At 58.8% G+C, this 21965-nt stretch carries 19 protein-coding genes; 12 read left to right on the top strand and 7 right to left on the bottom strand.

Annotated features, from left to right (window positions below; all coding sequences use genetic code 11):
* The first annotated feature begins 265 nt into the window (after positions 1-265).
* Positions 266-706, top strand: a complete 441-nt coding sequence (locus tag PSH80_RS07685) for a heme-binding protein (protein ID WP_057438850.1) — start codon at positions 266-268, stop codon at positions 704-706.
* Between the two features lie 112 nt (positions 707-818).
* Here PSH80_RS07685 and PSH80_RS07690 read toward each other — a convergent pair whose 3' ends face one another.
* Both PSH80_RS07690 and PSH80_RS07695 read right to left on the bottom strand, forming a co-directional pair.
* Positions 819-1277 (bottom strand): transposase, encoded by a 459-nt coding sequence (locus PSH80_RS07690; protein ID WP_170059858.1) that lies wholly within the window; start codon positions 1275-1277, stop codon positions 819-821.
* A gap of 210 nt (positions 1278-1487) precedes the next feature.
* Entirely contained in the window at positions 1488-2093 is a 606-nt protein-coding gene (locus PSH80_RS07695; protein WP_057438851.1) for a TetR/AcrR family transcriptional regulator, read from the bottom strand.
* Between the two features lie 134 nt (positions 2094-2227).
* Here PSH80_RS07695 and PSH80_RS07700 point away from each other — a divergent pair, with 134 nt between their 5' ends.
* On the top strand, positions 2228-3142 hold the full coding sequence (locus PSH80_RS07700) for a DUF808 domain-containing protein (protein WP_305419727.1): 915 nt from the start codon (positions 2228-2230) through the stop codon (positions 3140-3142).
* A 3-nt stretch (positions 3143-3145) separates the two neighbouring features.
* On the opposite strand, the gene PSH80_RS07705 is transcribed toward PSH80_RS07700, so the two are convergent.
* The 3 genes from PSH80_RS07705 to PSH80_RS07715 all read right to left on the bottom strand — a co-directional run bounded on the left by PSH80_RS07705 (position 3146) and on the right by PSH80_RS07715 (position 5885).
* Entirely contained in the window at positions 3146-3688 is a 543-nt protein-coding gene (locus PSH80_RS07705) for a hypothetical protein (protein ID WP_305419729.1), read from the bottom strand.
* 117 nt (positions 3689-3805) lie between these two features.
* Positions 3806-4594, bottom strand: a complete 789-nt coding sequence (locus PSH80_RS07710) for a VacJ family lipoprotein (RefSeq protein WP_057958978.1) — start codon at positions 4592-4594, stop codon at positions 3806-3808.
* The gene (locus tag PSH80_RS07715; protein ID WP_057438855.1) at positions 4587-5885 is read right to left on the bottom strand and encodes a serine/threonine protein kinase; all 1299 of its coding nucleotides are present in this window, start codon (positions 5883-5885) and stop codon (positions 4587-4589) included. Before PSH80_RS07715 ends, PSH80_RS07710 begins: the two co-directional genes overlap by 8 nt.
* 235 nt (positions 5886-6120) lie before the next feature.
* On the opposite strand from PSH80_RS07715, the gene PSH80_RS07720 reads away from it, so the two are divergent.
* Complete coding sequence (locus PSH80_RS07720; RefSeq protein ID WP_305419730.1) at positions 6121-6489, top strand: hypothetical protein; 369 nt, start codon at positions 6121-6123, stop codon at positions 6487-6489.
* A 776-nt stretch (positions 6490-7265) separates the two neighbouring features.
* Here the strand turns inward: PSH80_RS07720 and PSH80_RS07725 are convergent.
* The gene (locus tag PSH80_RS07725; protein WP_305419731.1) at positions 7266-8819 is read right to left on the bottom strand and encodes a beta (1-6) glucans synthase; all 1554 of its coding nucleotides are present in this window, start codon (positions 8817-8819) and stop codon (positions 7266-7268) included.
* A 273-nt stretch (positions 8820-9092) separates the two neighbouring features.
* Between PSH80_RS07725 and PSH80_RS07730 the strand changes: the two genes are divergently transcribed.
* The 3 genes from PSH80_RS07730 to PSH80_RS07740 all read left to right on the top strand — a co-directional run bounded on the left by PSH80_RS07730 (position 9093) and on the right by PSH80_RS07740 (position 12175).
* A complete protein-coding gene (locus PSH80_RS07730; protein ID WP_057438857.1) occupies positions 9093-9944 on the top strand; it encodes a glycine betaine ABC transporter substrate-binding protein in 852 nt (283 codons plus the stop codon).
* 264 nt (positions 9945-10208) lie between these two features.
* Positions 10209-10520 carry a DUF485 domain-containing protein gene (locus tag PSH80_RS07735; protein WP_057958981.1) on the top strand — a complete coding sequence of 104 codons (312 nt, stop codon included), beginning with the start codon at positions 10209-10211 and terminating at the stop codon, positions 10518-10520.
* Positions 10517-12175 carry a cation acetate symporter gene (locus tag PSH80_RS07740; protein WP_057958982.1) on the top strand — a complete coding sequence of 553 codons (1659 nt, stop codon included), beginning with the start codon at positions 10517-10519 and terminating at the stop codon, positions 12173-12175. Before PSH80_RS07735 ends, PSH80_RS07740 begins: the two co-directional genes overlap by 4 nt.
* A gap of 510 nt (positions 12176-12685) precedes the next feature.
* Here PSH80_RS07740 and gltA read toward each other — a convergent pair.
* Complete coding sequence (gltA, locus tag PSH80_RS07745) at positions 12686-13975, bottom strand: citrate synthase (RefSeq protein WP_003222994.1); 1290 nt, start codon at positions 13973-13975, stop codon at positions 12686-12688.
* A 364-nt stretch (positions 13976-14339) separates the two neighbouring features.
* On the opposite strand from gltA, the gene sdhC reads away from it, so the two are divergent.
* From sdhC to odhB, 6 genes are all read left to right on the top strand, one after another.
* Positions 14340-14714, top strand: coding sequence for a succinate dehydrogenase, cytochrome b556 subunit (gene sdhC / locus PSH80_RS07750; protein ID WP_003172804.1), 375 nt, complete (start codon positions 14340-14342; stop codon positions 14712-14714).
* Entirely contained in the window at positions 14708-15076 is a 369-nt protein-coding gene (sdhD, locus tag PSH80_RS07755) for a succinate dehydrogenase, hydrophobic membrane anchor protein (protein ID WP_029292670.1), read from the top strand. Before sdhC ends, sdhD begins: the two co-directional genes overlap by 7 nt.
* A gap of 3 nt (positions 15077-15079) precedes the next feature.
* On the top strand, positions 15080-16852 hold the full coding sequence (sdhA, locus tag PSH80_RS07760; RefSeq protein WP_029292672.1) for a succinate dehydrogenase flavoprotein subunit: 1773 nt from the start codon (positions 15080-15082) through the stop codon (positions 16850-16852).
* Between the two features lie 11 nt (positions 16853-16863).
* On the top strand, positions 16864-17568 hold the full coding sequence (locus PSH80_RS07765; protein WP_057438860.1) for a succinate dehydrogenase iron-sulfur subunit: 705 nt from the start codon (positions 16864-16866) through the stop codon (positions 17566-17568).
* A 260-nt stretch (positions 17569-17828) separates the two neighbouring features.
* Positions 17829-20660, top strand: coding sequence for a 2-oxoglutarate dehydrogenase E1 component (locus PSH80_RS07770; RefSeq protein WP_305419736.1), 2832 nt, complete (start codon positions 17829-17831; stop codon positions 20658-20660).
* Between the two features lie 44 nt (positions 20661-20704).
* Positions 20705-21928 carry a 2-oxoglutarate dehydrogenase complex dihydrolipoyllysine-residue succinyltransferase gene (gene odhB / locus PSH80_RS07775; RefSeq protein WP_057958984.1) on the top strand — a complete coding sequence of 408 codons (1224 nt, stop codon included), beginning with the start codon at positions 20705-20707 and terminating at the stop codon, positions 21926-21928.
* Positions 21929-21965: the final 37 nt, after the last annotated feature.

The raw sequence follows: 21965 nt of genomic DNA on the forward strand, positions 1-21965 counted from the left end.
TTTGGTGCCTCTTGCGTTTTGTAATTGTATACAAGTGGTGTTGCTTCAAAGTGTATTCACGGCGAGCGGCGCAGGTCAATCCATTTTATTCTCACGCCTGTGCATTCGTCGGAAGGCTTTTTAGCGGGATTATTTCGACGTATGGTGCGTATGTTTCGAAATATTGTATACAAAAAATAAATCTATTGTGTTCTATTTGTTGTATCCGGCTTCTGATCATTCAGAGCCCAAAGGCTTTCTCAATAACAAGATAAGGACGGCACCCATGAGCGCTCTAACCTTGAAAGTCGCAGTCAACCTGGTCAGCCAGGCCATCACCGCTGGCCGCACCATTGCCGCTGCACCGCTGACCATCGCGGTGCTCGACAGCGGCGGGCACCTGATCACCCTGCAACGCGAAGACGGCGCCAGCCTGCTGCGCCCGCAAATCGCTATCGGCAAGGCCTGGGGCGCGATTGCCCTGGGCAAGGGCTCGCGCCTGCTGGCCCTGGATGCCCAGCAACGCCCGGCATTTATCGCCGCGCTGAACAGCCTGGGGCAGGGCGGCGTGGTGCCGGCGCCGGGCGGCGTGTTGATCCGGGACCCGGCAGGGGTGGTGCTGGGGGCGATCGGGATCAGTGGGGATACGTCGGATATTGATGAGCAGTGCGCGATCAGCGCGATTGAAGGGGTGGGGTTGTTGGCGGATGCGGGGGTGAGTGCTTGATTTCTCGGGGCTTGTAAGAACCTCATCGCGAGCAAGCCCGCGTTTTGACCTGTGAACACGGTCAAAATGTGGGAGCGGGCTTGCTCGCGATAGGGGCGACTCGGTCTTAAACCTAAACCCAAATTGCATCCCACAACGGATAGTCGCCAATCCTCTCCACCAATCCCGCCCTCAATGGGTTGGCCACCACATACCTAGCCATCTTCACCAGATCATCCTCCTTGCGCAGCGCGCGATCATGAAAACTGGTTTGCCAAAGCCTTCCCTTGCGGCCAGTGGCACCATTGACTGAACGGGTGCTTTTGGATTTTACCTGGCACATCAAGTCCCCCAGGGAGCCCTTTTGCAGGTCGATCAGCCAGTGAAAGTGGTCGGGCATCACCACCCAGGCCAGAGAGTTCGCCAGCCCTTGATAGTGGGCAAGCCTGAACTGCCAGACCACCAGGCGGCCCAGGTGGAAATCGCTGAAGATCGGCACGCGCTCGTGGGTGTTGGTGGTGATTAGGTAGATGCGGTTGGTTTCGCTGAACCGGCCAATGCGTAGGCGGTGTGAGGTGGCTCGATCAGGCATTCCGTTGCCTCTCTTCAGATGGGGTCTTGAGAGGCTAGATCGAGGAGTTTGAGGCTGATGGGCAGGCTTTTGGCAGGATGTGTCTGGGAGGGCACTTTCGCGAGCAAGCCCGCTCCCACATGGGATCTTCGTTGTTCATACATTTTGTGTCTGGCACAGTTCTAGTGTGGGAGCGGGCTTGCTCGCGAATCTTGGCCACACCACGGTCCCTCAGTCCGGCTCACACCCCTTCAACACCAGCCGAATAATCGTCTGCGCCGCCGCTTCATAATCGGCCTCATCCAGCTTGGCCTTGCCGGTCACCGCTGAGATCTGCCAGTCGAAGTCGGCATAGGTCTGGGTCGCTGCCCAGATGCTGAACATCAGGTGGTTGGGGTCGATGGCGGCGATCAGGCCGCGATCGACCCAGCTCTGGATGCAGTCGATGTTGTGCTTGGCCTGGGCGTTGAGCTGCTGCACCTGCTCGGGGCTCAGGTGTGGCGCGCCGTGCATGATTTCGCTGGCGAACACTTTCGAGGCAAAGGGCAGATCGCGGGAGATGCTGATCTTCGAGCGAATATAGCTGCTCAGCACTTGCTTGGGGTCACCGTCCGGGTTGAAGGGGGTGGAGGCGGCCAGGATCGGCTCGATGATGCTTTCGAGCACCTCGCGGTAGAGGTTGTCCTTGGACTTGAAGTAGTAATAGACGTTGGGTTTGGGTAGCCCGGCCTTGGCGGCGATGTCGCTGGTTTTGGTCGCGGCGAAGCCCTTGTCGGCAAACTCCTCGCTGGCTGCCCGCAGGATCAGTTCTTTGTTGCGCTCGCGAATGGTGCTCATAGACCAGATGATTCCTTGCCAGGACAGGCGGTTGCGCATGGTAGCACCGGCGATCCGCGGGCCTCAAGAATCTGCCCGCGACGCTTTGTACCACGCTATGCTGAGAAATATCCCACATTAAGGACGTCCGATTCATGGCAGGAAGCAGCTTGTTGGTATTGATTGATGACATCGCCGCCGTCCTCGACGACGTGGCCCTGATGACAAAAATGGCCGCCAAGAAAACCGCCGGGGTGCTGGGGGATGACTTGGCGCTCAATGCCCAGCAAGTTTCCGGCGTGCGCGCCGAGCGGGAAATCCCGGTGGTGTGGGCGGTTGCCAAGGGCTCGTTTATCAACAAGCTGATCCTGGTGCCCACCGCGCTGTTGATCAGCGCCTTCGCGCCCTGGGCGGTCACCCCACTGTTGATGCTCGGCGGCGCCTATCTGTGTTTCGAGGGCTTTGAAAAGCTCGCCCATAAATTCCTCCACAGCAAGGCTGAAGATCAGGCCGAACATGCCCAGTTGGTCGCAGCCGTGGCCGATCCGGCAACGGACCTGGTGGCCTTCGAAAAGGACAAGATCAAGGGCGCCATCCGCACCGACTTTATCCTCTCGGCCGAAATCATCGCGATCACCCTGGGCACCGTGGCGGATGCGCCGTTGATGCAGCAAGTGATCGTGCTGTCGGGCATCGCCCTGGTCATGACCATCGGCGTGTACGGCCTGGTGGCCGGTATCGTCAAGCTCGATGACCTGGGCCTGTGGATGTCGCAAAAGCCCGGCCAGTGGGTACGTGATATCGGCAACGGACTTCTGCGAACCGCACCGTACATGATGAAAAGCCTGTCGGTGATCGGCACGGCGGCAATGTTCATGGTCGGCGGTGGCATCCTCACCCACGGCGTGCCCGCGGTGCATCACTGGATTGAAAGCGTGAGCCAGAGTATCGGTGGCATCTCCTGGCTGGTGTCGACCCTGCTCAATGCCGTCGCGGGGATCATCGCCGGGGCAGTGGTGCTGGCGCTGGTGTCTGTAGCGAGCAAGGCGTGGCGCGCCTTGAGGGGCTAGGCGTTACTGCAGCGCGCTGTAGCCTTTTTCGCTGAACGCCTTGAACAGCTGCGCTTCCGAGCCTGCGGAAACACTGCCGAACTGGCCAAAACCCTGTACGTGCTGATCGTTTTGCTGGGCTGGGCCCTGACGCTCCAAGTCCTCGCGGCCATCAATATAGGTTGCCACTTTGGCCAGGTTATAGGCGGCATTGGCACGTGATTCGGGGTCGCGATTGGCTGCGCTCCAATCGCCGGTTTGCTGCTTAAGCTGATTGATGAAGTTGCTTGCAAAAGGACCATCTTGTTTGAGGATGTCCTTGAGGATCGGGGTGTCTTTGAAGATTTGCCCTGCGCTGCGATTATCGCCGCGCGGTCGGCCATAGGCGCCTCTGGGGGCGTCCAGATGAGGTTTTGTTGAGGCTTGGGATTCAGCCGCCGGGGGCGCGGCGAGGGTGGGTGCCGTGAGGGTGGGTTGGGAAACCGATATCGTCATGTTGAAGTTCCACTGGAAAGTTCGAGGTGGGCAGAGTGCGGTCAGCCTGTTTTGTGTCGGGCTTATCAGCATGGGGGCCTGGACTTTAAGTGGCAGGGGCGTACGAACTGGTTCCGAGGGGTGGGCTGCTGACAGCCGAAAAAAAAGGCCATCGAACGTTTCGATGGCCTTTTTGCACGCTGGGTAAAGTTATTCGGCAATCTGCAACTTGCGCGACTCGGTATACACATACCGCACTTTTTCATACTCGAACGGCGAGTTCATCTGGCCGTAGCGAAAGCTGGTCTGGTAGCGCTTGTCTACTGCGCGCAGGGCCCAGATTTCCGGGTGGTTGGAGCTGACCTCGGACACGTTGAGGTAGTTGATCTGCGATTCGGCGGTGTAGTCGACGAGCAGGCCACCGGTGTCGCGCAGGTTCGATGGGCCGAGGATCGGCAGGATCAGGTAGGCGCCGCCCGGTACGCCGTAGAAGCCCAGGGTCTGGCCGAAGTCTTCGCTCTGGCGCGGCAGGCCCATGGCGGTAGCCGGGTCCCACAGCCCGGCGATGCCGATAGTGGTGTTGACCAACAGGCGGCCGGTGGTTTCCAGGGAGCGGTGGCCCTTGAGTTGCAGCAGGCTGTTCATCAGGTTGGGCACATCGCCCAGGTTGTTGAAAAAGTTGCTCACCCCGGTGCGCAGGAAGCTGGGGGTGACGTAGCGATAGCCGTCGACCACGGGCAGGAATACCCATTGGTCGAAGCGGTAGTTGAAGTGGTACACCCGACGGTTCCACGACTCCAGCGGGTCATAGACGTTGAGGGCGTTGAGGGTCGAGCGCTCGAACTCGCGCTGATCCAGGCCAGGGTTGAACTTGAGCTTGCTCAAGGGCTCCTTGAAGCCATCCTGGTCGATCACGGTCGGTGCATGAGCCTTGCTGTTGTCCGCGTTGGCAACGCCTGCACAGAGTAAGGCGGCAAGAAGCAGGAGATGTTTAGCCACGGAAAAACTCCAGCATGGCGTCGGCGTTGACGCGGTAATTGAGGTTGCCGCAGTGGCCGCCCAGCGGGTAGACGGTCAAGCGATCGCCGAAGGTCTTGCGCAAGAAGCCCAGGTCGCCAGGGCCGAGGATCACGTCGTCGGCGTTGTGCATCACGGCGATTTTCGGGCTGTCACGCAGGTAATCCTCGAGGGCGTACAGGCTCACCTGGTCGATCAGTTGCAGCAGGCTGCCGCCGTCGGAGCGGGCGCGCCACATCGGGATCACTTGTTCGGTCAGGTAGCAGTCGAAATCACACTGCAGCGCACGCTTGAGGAACGGCGTGAGGCTGGTGCTTTCGGTGATTGGGTATTTGGGCGGGATGATCAGGCCGCGACGGTTGATCAGGTCCGAGGTAAAGGCGATATCGGCCGCCGAGAAGCGGAACGAGGTGCCGATCAGCATCGCCATCTGCTCGTTGGTCAGGTGCTCCTTGGAGTTCTGGAAGTCGTAGAGCAGGGCATCGTTCATGTCGATATAGCCCTTTTGCTGGAAGTAGCGGGTCAGCTTGTTCAACACCAGCTCATAGAAGGTGGTGCTGTTGTTGATGCCCTTGACCTCGGTCTGCACCAGCTTGTCGAGGTTGGTGATGGAGGTATAGAGGTTGACCGGCGGGTTCAGCAGCAGCACTTTCTTGAAGTTGAAGCTGCGTCGTGTCTCGTCCAGTTTGGCGACGAACGCCGCGTCCAGCGCCCCCAGGCTGTAGCCGGTGAGGTAGAAGTCGGTGACCGGCAGCGTGGCGTTTTGTGCGCGCACGGCCTGCATCACGCGGTACATGTCTTCGGCGTCTTCCTGGGTGATGCCGGGTGTGGCAAAGCGCGAGGCGGCGCTGATGAAGTCGAAGCTGGTGGGCGACGACAGTTGGACGACATGGTAGCCGGCCTTGTAGTACAGCTTTTTCAGGTATTCGTTGAGAGAGCTGTCAAAACGCGCGCCGGTGCCGGCGATCAGGAAGATCAGTGGCGCGGCGCGATCCTGTTTGGCAATGCGGTAGGTGAGCTTCTTCACCGCCCAGAAGTTGTCGGGCAGGCTGAATTCACGCTCCGGGCGCATGTTCAGGTTGTAGTCGGATTGGTTGATGTCATCAATGGATGGCAAATCCGGCCGCAAGTCCGGTGGCGTTGTGGCGATGGTCGCTTCGAACGGGTTGGTCAAAGGATAGCCATAGCTGGCCGGGTCGACGTCGACCGCCAGTGCTGACGCACTCAAAAAAAGGCCACCCAACAGGGCAGCGCAGCGCAAGGAACGGAGCATGACTAAATCCCTAAGAGGAAACGTGCTTAATGAAGTTCGCAGGCTATGACCACCGCGTTATCGCCGAAGTGCCAGCCATCGGCACTTAATATCGGAAAAAACATAGGAATCGAGGTAATAGTATGCAGACGATACACTTTGGCACGCTTTGATGAATAGTTATCTGTGCGCAACCCTTGCCAATGGCCCTGGGGAGATTAAGCTGGGCGCCGTTTTCGTCTATCGGAGTGCCCTTATGTCCCGTCGTTTGCCGCTGATCCTGCTGCTGTTGGCCTTGCCGTTATGGCTGGCTGCCAGTTATGGCGCCCGTTATGGGTTTATGGAGGACGGGCAGTGGGTGGGCATCTGCGTTGACGATGCCAGCCGCTGGGAGTGCCAGTTACGGGCGAACCTGGGTTTGATGATCCACTTCAAGGTCATGGGCTGGGCGGCGCTGGTCACCGCGGTGCTGGCGTTTGTACTGCCAGGCCGTGCCGGTTGGGGTTTGGCGGTGTTGGGGCTGGCGTTCGGGATTCCGGCATTGGCGTTGTACAACACCAATTTTGCGGTGTTTGCCTTGGTGATTGCCGGGTTGCGGTTGGTCAGGGCGCCTCGGGCTGCCTGATAGGGCCAATCGCAGCATAGGTATCTACACAACTCTTTAGCTTATTGGGTTTGTGTACATATCCGATGCTGGGGTCATGGCCACTCAGGGGGCCGCCCTGACGGCGGCTCACTTTGGAAAAGCCGACGGCCCGCGTGGTTTAACGGGGCGCCTAAGATCAAAATCACAAGCAAAGCGAGGCGGCCTGACAGCCGACCTGATCGTCGAAGCGTGCGCATATACCTGTGGGAGCTGGCTTGTCGGATCGCCGCATCGCTGCGATGGCGCTGTATCGGTCGATAAATGTATTGGCTGATGTACCGCCATCGCAGGCAAGCCAGCTCCCACAGGGGGGAATGCAGCTTCGCGCTCTGGCTTTGCTGTTGCTCTGCTTTTGATCTGGCTTTTGATCTTGATCTTAGGCGCCCCGTTAAACCACGATGGCCGCAGGCTGGTATTGCGCAGTGGGCACCCCGGCATGGATGCCGGGGTAGCCGCGACACGGCCATGGATGGCCGATCGCGGCGGGCCCACGGAGCAATGCCTGACTGCGGGCATGCCGAGCCTAGGCGAGGCACCGAGTGGTGGGGCAAGAGCGTTTTGCTTACTTTGGCGCTTCTCCAAAGTGAGCCGCCGTCAGGGCGGAACCCTAAGTGGCCGTGACCGCAGCAACGGATATGTACACAAACCCAATAAGCTAAAGAGTTGTGTAGATACCTATGCTCATCGCAGGCAAACCCGCTCCCACATTTGAATGTATTCACAGATCAAAATGTGGGAGCGGTGCGATAGCGATCTTATGGATTGCGCACCCGCAGGCAACGCCACAAGGCTGCAACCATCAACACACTGACCAGCGCCCAACCCAGGGCCTGCTGGTTCATCAAGCCTTCGCGGTACAGCTGCGGTGCAATGCCGGCGCCGATGATGAAGGTCAGCAGGGCTATTTCCCGGCGTGGCCCCCTGACCGGGCGCAGCAGGTAGACCAGCGCCGGCAGCAGCAGGGCGGCAGTGGGGAAGCTGCGGTAGCGTGGATCGAACACCAGTGCCAGCATCATTACCGCCGTGGCGAACCCTGCGAATGCAATCAACCAGCCAGCGCGCTGCTCCAGCCAGGCGTAGGCCCGTGCGCGCCAACCCTGGCGAGCGCTCAAGGCCAGGGCCCCATGGGCGAGCACCAACAGGTTCAGGGCCAGCAACAGCCCGGCCCAGATCCATTCATCAGTGAAGCGCGCGGTCACTCGGGTCAGTTCGGCCCAGCTGCCAATCGAGCCCGCCGCCACCGCGCCCAGTAATGGCAGCAACAACGCGGCGCGGGTACTGCGCACACGCCCGCCGAGCACCAGGGTGCCCAGTAGGATCAGCCCGCCAACGCCCAGCCACAGCGGCCAGTACGGCACATTGATGACCGGGCCGGCCAGGATGCCCTTGTCTTGGCGATTGGCATCAAACAGCCCCCAGTAACCGCCGACCGCCCCTTCGCTGGCGCGCTTCCACGGCTGGTCAAAGGCTTCGATCAGGTTGTAATGCCAGCCATTGGCTTCGGCCATGGCGACAAAACCGCGAATGAACTTGGCTTCGTTGACCCGGCTCGGCACTGCGGTTTCCCGCTGGCGGCCTTCGCTGGGCCAGCCGGTTTCGCCAATCATCACGTCCTTGGGGGCGAAGCGGTTGCCGAAGGTCTGGCGAATATCGCCGACATGGCGCAGGGCCTGGTCGATCCCCGCCGGGTCATCTTCCCAATACGGCAACAAGTGAATGGTCAGGAAATCCACCGCCGGGGCAATTTCCGGGTGTTGCAGCCAGAACTCCCAGACATCGGCATAGGTGACCGGCTGCTGGATCTGGCTTTTGACCTTTTCGATCAGCTTCACCAACTGCGTGGCGGTGATTTCCTTGCGCAACAAGGCTTCGTTGCCGACGATCACCGACGTGACCACGTCAGGGTTGGCGTTGGCCGAGGCGATCAGCAGGTCGACCTCCTTGGCGTTGTCCACCGGGTTGCTGTTGATCCAGGCACCGATCATCAACTTCAGGCCGTGTTTGCGCGCCAGGTCCGGCAGGGCTTCGAGGCCGGTCATGGAGTAGGTGCGGATGCACTCAAAGCGCGTGGCCAGCAATGCCAGGTCGGCGTCCATGCGCTCGGGGCGCAGTTTGAACGGCTGGTCGAACGGTGACTGGTCCTTGTCGAAGGGCGTGTAGGACGCGCATTGCAACTTGTGGCTGGCGCTGGCGACGTCCGGCAGCACTACTGGCTGGCCGAGGCCATACCAGTAGCCGCCCAGCGCGAACAGGCCGAGCAGCAAGGCAAATACATAAGGCATGAAGGGGAAGCGGGCAGTCGCGGTCATGGTCAGGCCGTGTGGGAACAAAGCCGCGCATCTTACCTGTATTTGCCGGTTTTCAGGGGGACCGCATAATTTTGACATGCAAAGTTCGGGCGGGATTTTGACGCTGCGTCCTAGGAATTTTCCTGCTGGCGTTGTGATGTCGTTTCTTGCTCCGCTGAGGTCGTAGTCAGAGCAGGTCCACAGGTTCAGCAGGTTGATGATCGAACGGCACCACATGACAACAGGTTGACGTCGCTCGGCATCCGTCGGGCGCAGCACTTTCGGGGAAGCACTATGAAGATGCGACGACTCTTGGGCGCAGCTGCCACCTTGGTAGTTGCGATGAGTTCCACACTGGCCAGCGCCGACAGCAAGACCCTGAGCCTCGGTTATGTGGACGGCTGGTCGGACAGTGTCGCCACCACCCACGTGGCGGCTGAAGTGATCAAGCAAAAACTGGGCTATGACGTGAAACTGCAGGCGGTTGCCACCGGGATCATGTGGCAGGGCGTGGCCACCGGCAAACTTGACGCCATGCTTTCGGCCTGGCTGCCGGTCACCCACGGCGAGTATTGGACCAAGAACAAGGACAAAGTGGTCGACTACGGCCCCAACTTCAAGGATGCGAAGATCGGTTTGATCGTGCCGGAGTACGTCAAGGCCAAGTCCATCGAGGACTTGAAGACCGACACCACCTTCAAGAACAAGATCGTTGGCATTGATGCCGGTTCAGGCGTGATGCTCAAGACTGACGAAGCCATCAAGCAATATGGCCTGGACTATAAGCTGCAGGCCAGTTCCGGGGCGGCAATGATCGCTGAGTTGACCCGTGCCGAAGACAAGCAGGATTCCATTGCGGTGACCGGCTGGGTGCCACACTGGATGTTCGCCAAGTGGAAGCTGCGTTTCCTTGACGATCCAAAAGGCATCTATGGCGCCGCCGAGACGGTCAATAGCATCGGCAGCAAGGGCCTGGAAAAGAAAGCCCCGGAAGTCGCGGCATTCCTGAAGAAATTCCAGTGGGCCTCCAAGGATGAAATCGGCGAAGTAATGCTCGCTATCCAGGAAGGTGCCAAGCCAGATGCGGCGGCCAAGGATTGGGTGGCCAAGCACCCTGAGCGTGTGGCTGAGTGGACCGCTCCTTGACCCCCTGAAAAGTATTGGTGATGGGCCTTGTGTGAGAGCTGGCCTGCCCGCGATGGCGGTGGATCAGTTGATGGATACCTGACTGATTCACCGCCATCGCGGGCAAGCCAGCTCTCCCATAAGCTCCCTCCCGCAATTGTTTCTGTCACCTCCCAAACCCTCGTTACACTGGTTCTAAGACTAAGGTCGTCTGGAACCTCTCCCGCAGCCGCATACAGTGGATATGTCCCAATAATAAAAAGCTGTGCTGCGAGGATAAAAACAATGAACGACAGCATTTACCTCTCGATTCAAAACAGCCCGCGCTTCAAGGAGCTGGTCAGAAAAAGGGAAAGGTTCGCCTGGATTCTCTCGGCGATCATGCTCGGGCTGTATTCCGGATTCATCCTGTTGATTGCTTATGGGCCACAAGTCTTGGGGGCCAAGATCAGCCCTGAGTCGTCCATCACCTGGGGGATCCCGATGGGGGTTGGGCTGATTGTCTCGGCCTTTGTGCTCACAGGCATCTACGTGCGACGCGCCAATGGCGAATTCGACGACCTGAACAATGCGATTCTCAAGGAGGCTGCGCAATGATCCGTCGTCTATTGGCTGTATTCGGCGCTTCGCTTTTTGCTCCTGCCGTTTGGGCGGCGGACGCATTGACCGGTGAAGTGCACAAGCAACCGTTGAACGTTGCGGCGATCCTGATGTTTGTCGCCTTTGTCGGCGCAACATTGTGCATCACCTACTGGGCGTCCAAGCGTAACAATTCGGCGGCTGACTACTATGCCGCTGGCGGCAAGATCACCGGTTTCCAGAACGGTCTGGCGATTGCCGGCGACTACATGTCGGCGGCGTCCTTCCTGGGGATTTCCGCACTGGTGTTCACCTCTGGCTACGATGGCCTGATCTACTCGATCGGCTTCCTGGTGGGCTGGCCGATCATTCTGTTCCTGATCGCCGAGCGCCTGCGTAACCTGGGCAAGTACACGTTTGCCGACGTAGCGTCCTATCGCCTCGGGCAAACCCAGATCCGCAGCCTGTCGGCTTGTGGTTCGCTGGTGGTGGTGGCGTTCTACCTGATTGCGCAGATGGTCGGCGCCGGCAAGCTGATCCAGCTGCTGTTCGGCCTTGATTACCATGTTGCGGTGATCCTGGTGGGTATCCTGATGTGCCTCTATGTGTTGTTCGGCGGCATGCTGGCGACCACCTGGGTACAGATCATCAAGGCAGTGCTGCTGCTGTCCGGTGCTTCGTTCATGGCACTGATGGTGATGAAGCACGTCAACTTCGACTTCAACCTGCTGTTCTCCGAGGCGATCAAGGTTCACCCTAAAGGTGAGGCGATCATGAGCCCTGGCGGCCTGGTAAAAGACCCGATCTCGGCGTTCTCCCTGGGCCTGGCCCTGATGTTCGGTACAGCTGGCCTGCCACACATCCTGATGCGCTTCTTCACCGTGAGTGACGCTAAAGAAGCCCGCAAGAGCGTGCTGTATGCCACTGGCTTTATCGGCTACTTCTACATCCTGACCTTTATCATCGGCTTCGGCGCGATTCTGCTGGTCAGCACCAACCCGGCGTTCAAGGATGCAGCAGGCGCTCTGTTGGGTGGTAACAACATGGCGGCGGTGCACCTGGCCAACGCGGTGGGCGGCAGTATCTTCCTGGGCTTCATCTCGGCCGTGGCGTTTGCCACCATCCTCGCGGTGGTTGCCGGTTTGACCCTGGCCGGTGCTTCGGCGGTGTCCCATGACCTGTATGCCAGCGTGATCAAGAAAGGCAAGGCCAACGAGAAGGATGAGATTCGCGTGTCGAAGATCACCACCATCGCCCTGGCAGTGCTGGCGATTGGTCTGGGTATCCTGTTTGAAAGCCAGAACATCGCGTTCATGGTCGGCCTGGCGTTCTCCATTGCCGCCAGCTGTAACTTCCCGGTGCTGCTGCTTTCCATGTACTGGAAAAACCTCACCACCCGTGGCGCGATGATTGGTGGCTGGCTGGGTCTGGTCAGTGCGGTTGGCCTGATGGTCCTGGGCCCGACCATCTGGGTCTCGATCCTGCACCATGAAAAAGCGATCTTCCCGTACGAGTACCCGGCGCTGTTCTCGATGATCATCGCGTTCGTGGGTATCTGGTTCTTCTCCATCACCGACAAGTCGGCGGCGGCAGTGAAAGAACGGGCGCTGTACTTCCCGCAGTTTGTGCGTTCGCAGACTGGCCTGGGGGCGAGCGGGGCGGTCAACCACTAAGGTTGTAGCTCAATAAGAAATGCCCCGGTCGAAAGGCCGGGGCATTTTTTTGGCTGGATGATTTGTAGTGTTTGGGTCGGCCTCATCGCGGGCAAGCCTGGCTCCCACAGTTGAATGATGTTCGCCCGGGCGATGCGGTCAGCTATGGGAGTACCCGGCGCTGTTCTGGATGATCACTGGCTCTTCTCCATCACCGATAAGTCGGTGGCGGCAGTGAAAGCGCTTCCCGCAGTTTGTGCGTTCGCAGACTGGCCTGGGGCGAGCGGGGCGGTCAACCACTTAGGTTGTAGCTCAGTAAGAAATGCCCTGGTCGAAAGGCCGGTTTTTTTTGCCTGGGGTTCTGTGTTGCCTGCGCTATTGCCTTCGCGAGCAAGCCCACAGTTGACCGCGTTCATCCTTTGAAATGCGGTCAACTGTGGGCTTGCTCGCGAAAGCGGTATGTCAGGCAGCACAAACAAAACGGCCTCCACTAAGGGAGGCCGTTCTCAATGCAGCTAAGCAGTTGAATGCTTACTTGCGGTCTTCCAGCTTGGTAATGTCACGCGACTCGTAGCCGGTGTACAGCTGGCGCGGGCGGCCAATCTTGTACGGGCTGGAGAGCATTTCTTTCCAGTGGGAGATCCAGCCCACGGTCCGCGCCAGGGCGAAGATCACGGTGAACATACTGGTTGGAATGCCGATCGCCTTGAGGATGATCCCCGAGTAGAAGTCGACGTTCGGGTACAGCGAGCGTTCGATGAAGTACGGGTCGGTCAGCGCGATCTCTTCCAGGCGCATGGCCAGTTCGAGTTGCGGATCGTTGTTGATGCCCAGTTCCTTCAACACTTCGTCGCAGGTCTGCTTCATGACGGTGGCGCGCGGGTCGCGGTTCTTGTAGACCCGGTGACCGAAGCCCATCAGCTTGAACGGATCGTTCTTGTCCTTGGCCTTGGCGATGAACTTGTCGATGTTGGACACATCGCCGATTTCATCGAGCATGGTCAATACGGCTTCGTTTGCACCGCCGTGGGCAGGGCCCCACAGTGCAGCGATGCCCGCGGCGATACAGGCGAACGGATTGGCACCCGAGGAGCCCGCCAGGCGCACGGTGGACGTCGAGGCGTTCTGTTCGTGGTCGGCATGGAGGATGAAGATCCGGTCCATGGCCTTGGCCAGTACCGGGCTGATCGGTTTGATCTCGCACGGGGTGTTGAACATCATGTGCAGGAAGTTTTCCGCGTACGTCAGGTCGTTGCGCGGGTACATCATGGGCTGGCCCATGGAGTACTTGTAAACCATTGCGGCCAGGGTGGGCATCTTGGCAACCAGGCGGATCGCGGAGATTTCGCGATGCTGCGGGTTATTGATGTCCAGGGAGTCGTGATAGAAGGCCGACAGGGCGCCGACTACACCGCACATGACGGCCATTGGGTGCGCGTCGCGACGGAAGCCGTTGAAGAAGGTCTTCAACTGCTCGTGAACCATGGTGTGGTTCTTCACGGTGCTGACAAACTGGGCCTTTTGCTCGGCTGTTGGCAATTCGCCATTTAGCAGCAGGTAGCAGGTTTCCAGGTAGTCCGATTTCTCGGCCAGTTGTTCGATCGGGTAGCCGCGATGTAGCAGAATGCCATTATCGCCGTCGATATAGGTAATCTTCGACTCGCAAGAAGCGGTCGACATGAAGCCTGGGTCGAAAGTGAAACGGCCCGTGGCCGTCAGGCCCCGTACGTCGATAACATCGGGACCAACGGTGCCGGTTAAAATGGGCAGCTCGACGGGGGCTGCGCCCTCGATGATCAACTGCGCTTTTTTGTCAGCCATGTGGCCTCCTATTTATGCTTCAAATCATCAGACAGACCCCCCACGCAGGGCCCGCACCACTATATTGATATAAATCCAGATGTCAATTTGCCTAAAGTCTTGCTCCAGAAGGCTTTAACCGTACTTTTTCCTCGAAATTGCCTGCCGTTTACGCCTTTTATCCCGTCAGCGCAATCAGCTATTAGGGTGAGGAGTGCGCGTTGTCATTAGTAGCCTAACTGTCTATACTCGGCCACCGACCGCCAAGGGCTTTTGGGCTTGCTTTCATTGGGGGTCGCACTCCCTGGGTGGTGCTTACCTGACCAGTGCACTCCCCAACAACTTTGCCCTGATTGTTAGGGGCTCTTCAGTGTGAAAAAAAGCCGTGAATAGCCAACGACCTGTAAACCTAGACCTAAGGACCATCAAACTCCCCATCACCGGCGTTACGTCGTTCCTGCACCGTGTTTCCGGCATCATCCTGTTCCTGGGCTTGGGCATCATGCTTTATGCATTGAGCAAATCCCTGGGTTCCGAGGAAGGATACGCCGAGGTGAAGGCATGCTTGACCAGCCCGCTGGCCAAGTTCGTAGCATGGGGCCTCCTGTCCGCTCTGCTGTATCACCTGGTAGCCGGTGTGCGCCACTTGATCATGGATATGGGCATCGGTGAGACGCTGGAAGGCGGCCGCCTGGGCTCGAAAATCATCATCGCCATTTCCGTGGTGCTGATCGTTCTGGCAGGAGTTTGGATATGGTAACCAGCGTTACGAACCTATCGCGTTCAGGCCTCTATGACTGGATGGCGCAGCGTGTGTCTGCGGTCGTTCTCGCGGCTTATTTCATTTTCCTGATCGGGTACCTCGTTGCAAACCCTGGCATTGGCTACGCCCAATGGCACGGTCTGTTCTCCCACAACGGGATGCGTATCTTCAGTCTGCTCGCCCTTGTGGCCCTGGGCGCTCACGCCTGGGTCGGCATGTGGACCATCGCGACCGACTACCTGACGCCGATGGCGCTGGGCAAGTCCGCGACTGCAGTACGTTTCCTTTTCCAGGCAGTATGCGGCGTCGCGATGTTCGCTTACTTCGTCTGGGGTGTGCAGATTCTCTGGGGTATCTGATTCATGGCTAACATTCCAACGATTTCTTTTGACGCCATCATTATTGGTGGCGGCGGCGCCGGCATGCGCGCTGCACTGCAGCTGGCCCAGGGTGGTCACAAGACTGCCGTGATCACCAAGGTGTTCCCGACCCGTTCCCACACCGTATCGGCCCAGGGTGGCATCACCTGCGCCATCGCTTCTGCGGATCCGAACGATGACTGGCGCTGGCACATGTACGATACCGTCAAGGGTTCCGACTATATCGGCGACCAGGACGCTATCGAGTACATGTGTCAGGAAGGCCCTGCTGCGGTGTTCGAGCTGGACCACATGGGTCTGCCGTTCTCCCGTACCGAACAGGGTCGTATCTACCAGCGTCCATTCGGCGGCCAGTCGAAGGATTACGGTAAAGGCGGCCAGGCTGCCCGTACCTGCGCGGCATCCGACCGTACCGGTCACGCGCTGCTGCACACTCTTTATCAGGGCAACCTGAAAGCCGGCACCACGTTCCTGAACGAGTACTACGCGGTTGACCTGGTGAAGAACCAGGACGGCGCATTCGTCGGCGTGATCGCTATCTGCATCGAAACCGGTGAAACCACCTACATCCGCGCCAAGGCTACCGTGCTGGCGACGGGCGGTGCAGGTCGTATCTACGCTTCGACCACCAACGCCCTGATCAACACCGGTGACGGCGTTGGCATGGCCCTGCGTGCAGGCGTGCCGGTACAAGACATCGAAATGTGGCAGTTCCACCCAACCGGCATCGCCGGCGCCGGTGTACTGGTTACAGAAGGTTGCCGTGGTGAAGGCGGTTACCTGATCAACAAGCACGGCGAGCGTTTCATGGAGCGTTATGCTCCGAACGCCAAGGACCTTGCCGGTCGTGACGTGGTTGCCCGTTCGATGGTTAAAGAAATCATCGCCGGCAACGGTTGCGGCCCGAACGGCGACCACGTGATGCTGAAGCTCGATCACCTGGGCGAAGAAGTGCTGCACAGCCGCCTGCCAGGTATCTGCGAACTGTCCAAGACCTTCGCACACGTTGACCCGGTGGTTGCTCCAGTACCAGTGGTTCCAACTTGCCACTATATGATGGGCGGCGTGCCGACCAACATTCATGGCCAGGCGATCACCCAGAACGCCGAAGGCGTGGACGAGATCATTCATGGTCTGTTCGCGGTAGGCGAAGTGGCTTGCGTATCGGTTCACGGTGCCAACCGTCTGGGCGGCAACTCGCTGCTCGACCTGGTGGTATTCGGCCGCGCTGCCGGCCTGCACCTGGAAAAAGCCCTGACCGACGGCATCGAATACGATGACGCGACCGACGCCAACATCGAGGCTGCCCTGGCACGCCTGAATGCTCTGAACGAGCGTACTGATGGCGAAGACGTAGCAACCCTGCGTCGCGAGCTGCAAAGCTGCATGCAGAACTACTTCGGTGTATTCCGTACTGGCGAATACATGCAGAAGGGTATTACCCAGCTGGCAGACCTGCGCAAGCGGATTGCCAACGTCAAGATCAACGATAAGAGCCAGGCGTTCAACACCGCTCGTATCGAGGCCCTTGAACTGCAAAACCTGCTGGAAGTGGCTGAAGCGACTGCGATTGCCGCCGAGGTTCGTAAAGAATCCCGTGGTGCTCACGCTCGTGAAGACTTTGAAGATCGCGATGACGAAAACTGGTTGTGCCACACCCTGTACTTCCCGGGTGACAAGCGCGTAACCAAGCGTGCCGTGAACTTCTCGCCGAAGACGGTTCCGACGTTTGAACCGAAGATTCGGACTTACTAAGGGTGGCTGCCATGTTGAAAGTCAGTGTTTATCGCTACAACCCTGATCAGGACGCTGCGCCGTTCATGCAGGAATTTGAGGTCGATACCGGTGGTAAAGACCTGATGGTGCTGGATGTGCTGGCCCTGATCAAAGAGCAGGACGAGGGTTTCTCCTATCGTCGCTCTTGCCGTGAAGGTGTCTGCGGCTCCGACGGCATGAACATCAACGGCAAAAACGGCCTGGCTTGCGTCACGCCGCTGTCGGCCGTGGTCAAGAAGAACAAGCTTGTTGTACGTCCACTGCCAGGTTTGCCGGTTATCCGTGACCTGGTCGTCGATATGAGCATCTTCTACAAGCAATACGAAAAGGTTAAGCCATTCCTGCAGAACGACACGCCGGCTCCGGCCATCGAGCGTCTGCAGTCCCCGGAAGAGCGCGAAAAGCTCGACGGTCTGTACGAGTGCATCCTGTGCGCTTGCTGCTCGACCTCTTGCCCGTCCTTCTGGTGGAACCCGGACAAGTTCCTGGGTCCAGCTGCACTGCTGCAAGCCTATCGCTTCCTGGCAGACAGCCGTGACACCAAGACGGCCGAGCGTCTGGCTTCACTGGATGACCCGTTCAGCGTATTCCGCTGCCGCGGGATCATGAACTGCGTCAACGTATGTCCCAAAGGCCTGAACCCGACTAAGGCCATTGGTCACATCCGTAACATGCTGCTGCAAAGCGGCGTGTAAGACGTTGTAGTAAAAGCAGGACCGTTGTGCCCGTAAATGCTACGGCGCAGGCTTCAACCGGCGCCGTAGTTTTAACTTGAGCAGCGACTTACAAAGCCGCGGCTCTTATTTTGAAGAAATGAGACAAGCAGGGGCATTCGGGTTGGTACCCGAACTATCAGCGTGATCCTAAGTGGCTTGTTTTGGTCGCTGCACTTGGCCTTTTGCAAGCAAACTCGGTGTTTTCGCCGGTGGTGTCCCCAAATCGAGGGTGACCAAGCATGCAAGAAAGCGTGATGCAGCGCATGTGGAACAGCGGCTATCTTTCAGGTGGTAACGCTGCCTATGTGGAAGAGCTTTATGAGCTCTACCTGCACGACCCTAACGCTGTGCCAGAAGAATGGCGCACCAAATTTCAGACGTTGTCTTCAGACGGCAACGCTGCCACCGATGTATCGCATGCAACAATTCGCGATCAATTTGTGCTGCTGGCAAAGAACCAGCGCCGCGCCCAGCCGGTTTCCGCCGGAAGCGTGAGCAGTGAGCACGAGAAGAAGCAAGTTGAAGTACTGCGACTGATCCAGGCCTACCGTATGCGTGGCCACCAGGCAGCCCAGCTTGATCCGCTGGGGCTGTGGCAGCGTCCTGCACCTGCGGACCTGTCGATCAATCACTACGGCTTGACCAATGCCGATCTTGATACGACCTTCCGTGCCGGCGACCTGTTCATCGGCAAAGAGGAAGCGAGCCTACGCGAAATTCACGAAGCGTTGCAGCAGACATATTGCCGCACCATCGGCGCTGAATTTACGCACATCACCGATTCCGAGCAGCGCCACTGGTTCCAGCATCGCCTGGAAAGCGTGCGTGGCCGTCCGGTGTTGTCCGCCGATGTGCGCAGCCACCTGCTTGAGCGCGTCACCGCTGCCGAAGGCCTTGAAAAATACCTGGGCACCAAATACCCAGGCACCAAGCGTTTCGGCCTGGAAGGCGGCGAGAGCCTGATTCCGATGCTTGACGAGATGATCCAGCGTTCCGGCTCCTACGGCACCAAGGAAATCGTGATCGGCATGGCTCACCGTGGTCGCCTGAACGTGTTGGTCAACACCTTCGGCAAGAACCCGCGTGAGCTGTTCGACGAGTTCGAAGGCAAGAAGAAGGTCGAGCTGGGTTCTGGTGACGTTAAATACCACCAGGGCTTCTCGTCCAACGTGATGACCACCGGCGGTGAAGTTCACCTGGCCATGGCGTTCAACCCGTCCCACCTGGAAATCGTTTCTCCAGTGGTCGAGGGTTCGGTGCGTGCTCGTCAGGATCGTCGCAACGACTCCACCGGTGAGAAGGTTCTGCCGATTTCCATCCACGGTGACGCGGCTTTCGCCGGTCAAGGCGTGGTCCTGGAAACGTTCCAGATGTCGCAGACTCGCGGCTTCAAGACCGGCGGCACGGTTCACATCGTTATCAACAACCAGGTTGGTTTCACCATCAGCAATCCGCTGGACGCACGCTCTACCGAGTACGCGACCGACGTTGCCAAGATGATCCAGGCGCCGATCCTCCATGTGAATGGGGATGATCCGGAAGCCGTATTGTTCGTGACCCAACTGGCCATTGACTACCGCATGCAGTTCAAGCGTGACGTGGTCATCGACCTGGTTTGCTACCGCCGTCGCGGTCACAACGAAGCGGATGAGCCTAGCGGCACCCAACCGTTGATGTACCAGCAGATCACCAAGCAGCGCACCACCCGTGAGCTGTACGCCGAAAGCCTGACCAAGGCCGGTGTATTGGATGACGCGCGTGTTCAGGCGAAGATCGATGAATACCGCAACGCCCTGGACAATGGTCTGCATGTAGTAAAAAGCCTGGTCAAAGAGCCGAACAAAGAGCTGTTCGTTGACTGGCGTCCGTATCTGGGCCACGCCTGGACTGCACGTCATGACACCTCGTTCGATCTGAAAACCCTGCAGGAACTGTCCGCCAAGCTGCTGGAAATTCCAGAAGGCTTCGTCGTACAGCGCCAGGTTGCGAAGATCTACGAAGACCGTCAGAAGATGCAAGCCGGCGGCCTGCCGATCAACTGGGGTTACGCTGAAACCATGGCGTACGCGACCCTGGCGTTCGAAGGTCACCCGATCCGCATGACTGGCCAGGACATCGGCCGCGGTACGTTCTCGCACCGTCACGCGGTATTGCACAACCAGAAAGACGCGGGCACCTACATCCCGTTGCGGAACCTGTATGAAGGCCAGCCACGTTTCGACCTGTACGATTCGTTCCTGTCCGAGGAAGCGGTTCTGGCGTTCGAATACGGTTACTCGACCACCATGCCAAACGCGCTGGTGATCTGGGAAGCCCAGTTCGGCGACTTCGCCAACGGTGCCCAGGTGGTGATCGACCAGTTCATCACCAGCGGCGAGCACAAGTGGGGCCGTCTGTGCGGTCTGACCATGTTGCTGCCACACGGTTATGAAGGTCAGGGTCCGGAGCACTCCTCGGCCCGTCTGGAGCGTTACCTGCAATTGTGCGCTGAGCACAACATCCAGGTGTGCGTGCCGACTACCCCGGCCCAGATCTACCACTTGCTGCGTCGCCAGGTGATCCGCCCGCTGCGTAAGCCGTTGGTAGTGCTGACTCCGAAATCGCTGTTGCGTCACAAATTGGCCATCTCGACCCTGGAAGATCTCGCCGACGGTTCGTTCCAGACCGTTATTTCGGAAATCGACACCCTGGACGCAGCCAAGGTCACTCGCCTGATCCTGTGCAGCGGCAAGGTTTACTACGACTTGCTGGAAAAACGTCGTGCCGAAGGCCGCGAAGACATCGCCATCGTGCGTATCGAGCAGCTTTACCCGTTCCCGGAAGACGACCTGATGGAGGCCATCGCGCCTTACACCAACCTCACCCACGTGGTGTGGTGTCAGGAAGAACCGATGAACCAGGGCGCGTGGTACAGCAGCCAGCATCATCTGCGTCGCAGCATCGGTAACCACAACAAGGCCCTGAGCCTGGAGTATGCCGGCCGTGATGCTTCTGCTGCACCTGCGTGTGGTTATGCGTCGATGCACGCCGAGCAGCAGGAAAAACTGCTGCAAGATGCTTTCACTGTTTAACGCCTTCGCGCTGACTGAAACCGAATTTTAAGGACCCACAGATAATGGCTATCGAAATCAAAGCCCCGTCATTCCCGGAATCGGTTGCCGATGGCACCGTTGCCACCTGGCACAAGAAACCAGGCGAAGCCGTCAAGCGTGACGACCTGATCGTCGACATCGAGACCGACAAGGTTGTTCTGGAAGTGTTGGCCGAAGCCGACGGCGTCCTGGGCGCCATCGTTGCCGAAGAAGGCGCTACCGTCCTGTCCAACCAGGTACTGGGTTCGATCGAAGAGGGCAGTGCTGCTGCCGCTGCTCCAGCCGCCGCTGCTGCTCCGGCTGCCGCACCTGCTGCTGCCGCTCCGGCTGCGGGTAGTGAAGATCCAATCGCTGCACCGGCTGCGCGTCAGCTGGCTGAAGAAAACGGCATCAACCTGGCTTCCATCAAAGGCACCGGCAAAGACGGCCGTGTGACCAAGGAAGATGTGGTTGCTGCTGTCGAAGCCAAGAAAAACGCTCCGGCTGCCGCACCTGCCAAGGCTGCTGCTCCAGCTGCCGCTGCGCCTGTATTCGCTGCTGGCGACCGCACCGAGAAGCGCGTACCGATGACTCGCGTACGTGCCACCGTGGCCAAGCGCCTGGTTGAAGCACAGTCGAACATGGCCATGCTGACCACGTTCAACGAAGTCGACATGACTGAAGTCATGGCCCTGCGTTCGAAGTACAAGGACCTGTTCGAGAAGTCCCACAATGGCGTGCGCCTGGGCTTCATGTCGTTCTTCGTGAAAGCGGCCACCGAAGCCCTGAAACGCTTCCCGGCAGTCAACGCTTCCATCGACGGCGGCGACATCGTCTACCACGGCTATGCTGACATCGGCGTTGCCGTGTCCAGCGACCGTGGCCTGGTGGTACCGGTCCTGCGTAACGCCGAGCTGATGAGCCTGGCTGAAATCGAAGGCGGCATCGCCGGCTTCGGCAAGAAAGCCCGTGACGGCAAGCTGACCATCGACGAGATGACCGGCGGTACCTTCACCATCACCAACGGTGGTACCTTCGGTTCGATGATGTCGACCCCGATCGTCAACCCGCCACAAGCTGCGATCCTGGGCATGCACAACATCATCCAGCGTCCGATGGCCATCAACGGCCAGGTCGTGATCCGTCCGATGATGTACCTGGCACTGTCCTACGATCACCGCCTGATCGACGGTAAAGAAGCCGTGACGTTCCTGGTGACCATCAAGAATCTGCTGGAAGACCCGGCTCGCTTGCTCCTGGATATCTGATAGAAGCAGCTTCGGGTTGCGAGCTGCAAGCTGCCGG

This window comes from Pseudomonas sp. FP818 (assembly GCF_030687335.1).
Classification (GTDB): domain Bacteria; phylum Pseudomonadota; class Gammaproteobacteria; order Pseudomonadales; family Pseudomonadaceae; genus Aquipseudomonas; species Aquipseudomonas shahriarae.

Excerpts from the sequence above, each read along its gene's own strand:
- PSH80_RS07685 (WP_057438850.1), top strand. The coding sequence starts at position 266 with ATGAGCGCTCTAACCTTGAAAGTCGCAGTCAACCTGGTCAGCCAGGCC.
- PSH80_RS07690 (WP_170059858.1), bottom strand. The coding sequence starts at position 1,277 with ATGCCTGATCGAGCCACCTCACACCGCCTACGCATTGGCCGGTTCAGC.
- PSH80_RS07695 (WP_057438851.1), bottom strand. The coding sequence starts at position 2,093 with ATGAGCACCATTCGCGAGCGCAACAAAGAACTGATCCTGCGGGCAGCC.
- PSH80_RS07700 (WP_305419727.1), top strand. The coding sequence starts at position 2,228 with ATGGCAGGAAGCAGCTTGTTGGTATTGATTGATGACATCGCCGCCGTC.
- PSH80_RS07705 (WP_305419729.1), bottom strand. The coding sequence starts at position 3,688 with ATGCTGATAAGCCCGACACAAAACAGGCTGACCGCACTCTGCCCACCT.
- PSH80_RS07715 (WP_057438855.1), bottom strand. The coding sequence starts at position 5,885 with ATGCTCCGTTCCTTGCGCTGCGCTGCCCTGTTGGGTGGCCTTTTTTTG.
- PSH80_RS07720 (WP_305419730.1), top strand. The coding sequence starts at position 6,121 with ATGTCCCGTCGTTTGCCGCTGATCCTGCTGCTGTTGGCCTTGCCGTTA.
- PSH80_RS07725 (WP_305419731.1), bottom strand. The coding sequence starts at position 8,819 with ATGACCGCGACTGCCCGCTTCCCCTTCATGCCTTATGTATTTGCCTTG.
- PSH80_RS07730 (WP_057438857.1), top strand. The coding sequence starts at position 9,093 with ATGAAGATGCGACGACTCTTGGGCGCAGCTGCCACCTTGGTAGTTGCG.
- PSH80_RS07735 (WP_057958981.1), top strand. The coding sequence starts at position 10,209 with ATGAACGACAGCATTTACCTCTCGATTCAAAACAGCCCGCGCTTCAAG.
- PSH80_RS07740 (WP_057958982.1), top strand. The coding sequence starts at position 10,517 with ATGATCCGTCGTCTATTGGCTGTATTCGGCGCTTCGCTTTTTGCTCCT.
- gltA (WP_003222994.1), bottom strand. The coding sequence starts at position 13,975 with ATGGCTGACAAAAAAGCGCAGTTGATCATCGAGGGCGCAGCCCCCGTC.
- sdhD (WP_029292670.1), top strand. The coding sequence starts at position 14,708 with ATGGTAACCAGCGTTACGAACCTATCGCGTTCAGGCCTCTATGACTGG.
- sdhA (WP_029292672.1), top strand. The coding sequence starts at position 15,080 with ATGGCTAACATTCCAACGATTTCTTTTGACGCCATCATTATTGGTGGC.
- PSH80_RS07765 (WP_057438860.1), top strand. The coding sequence starts at position 16,864 with ATGTTGAAAGTCAGTGTTTATCGCTACAACCCTGATCAGGACGCTGCG.
- PSH80_RS07770 (WP_305419736.1), top strand. The coding sequence starts at position 17,829 with ATGCAAGAAAGCGTGATGCAGCGCATGTGGAACAGCGGCTATCTTTCA.
- odhB (WP_057958984.1), top strand. The coding sequence starts at position 20,705 with ATGGCTATCGAAATCAAAGCCCCGTCATTCCCGGAATCGGTTGCCGAT.